General features: G+C 67.6%; 3 protein-coding genes. 1 reads left to right on the forward strand and 2 read right to left on the reverse strand.

Going from position 1 to position 2,981, the window contains the following annotated elements:
• Positions 1-148: 148 nt before the first annotated feature.
• On the reverse strand, positions 149-1,189 hold the full coding sequence (locus BLW38_RS15545; RefSeq protein WP_092818096.1) for an amidohydrolase family protein: 1,041 nt from the start codon (positions 1,187-1,189) through the stop codon (positions 149-151).
• 31 nt (positions 1,190-1,220) lie between these two features.
• Complete coding sequence (locus BLW38_RS15550) at positions 1,221-2,519, reverse strand: HD domain-containing protein (RefSeq protein WP_092818097.1); 1,299 nt, start codon at positions 2,517-2,519, stop codon at positions 1,221-1,223.
• 104 nt (positions 2,520-2,623) lie between these two features.
• On the opposite strand from BLW38_RS15550, the gene BLW38_RS15555 reads away from it, so the two are divergent.
• Positions 2,624-2,890 carry a DUF7553 family protein gene (locus BLW38_RS15555; RefSeq protein WP_143040926.1) on the forward strand — a complete coding sequence of 89 codons (267 nt, stop codon included), beginning with the start codon at positions 2,624-2,626 and terminating at the stop codon, positions 2,888-2,890.
• The last annotated feature ends 91 nt before the right edge of the window (positions 2,891-2,981 follow it).

The following is a 2,981-nucleotide window of genomic DNA, read 5'->3' on the forward strand; positions in this document are numbered from 1 at the left end:
AAATATCCAGTCGGGCTATCGACGGTGGATTGTGTAGGGGTTGTCGGATTCATCCTGACCCTAAAGGGTCAGGTATTCTCCTCGATGCTGTATAAGCGTACTCCCCCAGATCCGTACCGGTGTGTTCCGATCGGATACGCCGATCGCCTCACAACACGACGCGTTTGACGTCGGCCTCGCCCGCGCGTCGAACGATCGCCCGAACGAGGTCCTCGGCGCCCGCGAGGTTGTCCGAGGCGCCGTCGAGAACCAACAGCTTGCCGTCGGCGCCCTCCTTGATGGTGCCGCGGTTCAGTCCCGCGATCTCGGCGCCGTTGACCGTCGCCATCCGGAGGACGTCCCGCGCGGAGACGTCGGCGAGCTTGGCGGCGAACTCCATCTCCCGGAACATCGATGGCGAGTTCAACATCACGTTGTCCGTTCCGAGCGCGACGGTCGTCCGATCGGCGAGTTCGCGGATCGGCGGGACGCCGACGTTCGTCACGAGATTCGATCGCGGGCACACGACGACCGGGGTATCCCGGTCGGCGAGCCGTTCCAGGTGGAGCTCACCCGCGTGAACCATGTGGACGAGAAAGTCCGGGTCCAGATCCAGCGCCGGGTTGATGTCGAGGTCGTCGCGTTCGCCCGCGTGGATTCCGAAGAGCTTCCCGGCGTTTCGGGTCGCGTTTCGCTCGGCGTCGAAGTCGGCATCCCGCGCCCCCGAGGCGCCGAAGCCGTCCGCGACCTCGAGGACCGCCTCCTCCTCGCGACCCAGGATGACGGCGTCGATGTCGCGCTCGCCGACCGACTCCGCCCCGCTCGCACCCGCGAGCGCGTCCCGAAGCGCTTCGACGCCCGCGACGCCGCCCTCCCGAAACTCGAGGAACGTGCCGGTTCCGGTCGACTCCATATACCGGAGCGACCGAGCCATCGCGGCGACCGTCTCCTCGCGGTCGGCAGCCCGGAGGAGTCGGTGCTTGAGCCCGTCCGGCGGCGCGACGAGTTCGTCGAGCGAGAGGCCGCCGCCGGCCTCCTTGGCGATCGAGTCGCCGATGTGGGTGTGTGCGTTGACGAAGGCGGGACAGATCACGTCGTCGCCGTCCGTCTCCGTTTCCTCTATCGCGACGATCTCGCCGTCGGCCACGACGACGCGTCCCTCGACCGGCGTGAAGTCGGGTCCACGGAGGATCGTCCCTTCCACGTGCATACCGGTGTCTCCCGCCGAGTCCGCTTGAAGGTCACGACACCGGCTCGAACTCGTCGAGCGTCGTCTCCAGTCCGTGCCGGACGTCGCTGATGAGCGAGTCCGGGTCGAGCCCGAGGACGTCGGCGGCCGCCCGTCCCACCCGGTCGGTGAGCGGTTCGGGGCAGTAGACGCCGAGGCGCCACTGGTTGCGCTGGGCGGTTCGCAGCGCCGAGACGAGCGGCGACTGGTCGCCGAGCCGGCGGATGTCGCCATTGACGGTGACCCGCGAGGTGGACTCGCGCATCGATGGCTCCGGCGGAACGTCGAGGATCACGTCGACGTCGTCGACATCGTCGACGCCGTCAACGTCGTGGGAGCCGTCCACGTCGTCGGCATCCGCCGCCGGTCCGGAGCCGGTCCGAGCCGTCGCAGCGATCTCCCGTTCCAGTTCGCGAATGCGATCGTGGTCGGCATCGTGAACGGTCGCCGGAACGTCGTCGTATTCCGCCCAGACGGCTCGTTTGTAGAGATCGCGTCGGTCGTACCGATCGATGATGGGGCGTGCGGCCTCGGTGCGCCGAAGCGCGACGATCAGCTCGTAATCGTCCATCCGGCGGACCATCTCGGCGGTCACGTCGGGCGTCTCGAGCAGCCGCGCGGTCGCCCGGCGCAGCATCGCCTTCGAGATGCGCGCGACGTGGTGGGTGTAGACGACGGGATTCATCAGCGCCCGCGCGAGCAGCAGGCTCTCGGCGGTCTGGACGTTGCCCTCGTCGAGCACGAGCGTGTCGTCGACGAACGTCAGCTCGCGAACCAGCCGGCCGGTGTCGATCGTTCCGTACGGAACGCCGGTGTGGTGGGCATCGCGCACCAGATAGTCCATCCGGTCGACGTCGAGCTCCCCGGAGATCAGTCCGGCATAACGCCCCTCGCCGGCGATGATGTCCGCGATCCGGTCCGGATCGAGGTCGTGGTCACTGAGGACGTCCCCGACCGCCCCCGCGGCCACGAGGTCCGCGACGTCGTCGTGGTACTTCCCGGTACGGCGGTACAGCAACGACTCGACGTTGTGGCTGAACGGGGCGTGCCCGACGTCGTGGAGGATCGCGGCGGCTTCGATCCGGTCGGCCTGGATCCCCTCGATCCCGAGGTGGTCGAGAGCACGGCTCGCGAGGTGGTACACCCCCAGGGAGTGTTCGAACCGCGTGTGGTTCGCCGAGGGATACACGAGCGTGACGGTCCCGAGCTGGGAGATGCGCCGCAGCCGCTGGACCGCGGGGGTGTCCAACAGGTCCGCGGCCACCCCGTCGATCCGGATGTGGTCGTGGACGCTGTCCTTGATCGTGACCATACGCCGGCTTCGGCGGCATCGCTTATAAGACTCGGCACGATCGCCGGCCGGCACGAGCGCTGGCTGGCACAATCGCTATGTGCCTTCCGTACGAACTGCACCGTATGAGCAGCCAGAAGCTACGAGACGCGAGCGACGTGCTTCGGGAGGCAGCGACCGCGATCGACGGGAATGCCGGCGATCGACTCGCCGAACAGGCGGATCGGTTGGGTACGCTTGCCGATCGTGATCGCGGGCCCGACCACGGAACCGTCGCCCGCCATCAGCAGAAGCTCAAGGACATCACGGCCGACGAGCCGACCGCCACGGACGCCGTCAACGAGGCGAACGACCTCCTGAACGCGTACCGCGAGACGATCGAGGGCGTGTGAACTACCCCTGCCTAGTCGCTGCCTTCGTCGGCTCCTTGAGGCAGGGGCTTCCTGTTTCGATGACGCGCTTTGCAGACACCGAATGAGTGTC

Source organism: Halopenitus malekzadehii (assembly GCF_900108505.1).
Taxonomy (GTDB): domain Archaea; phylum Halobacteriota; class Halobacteria; order Halobacteriales; family Haloferacaceae; genus Halopenitus; species Halopenitus malekzadehii.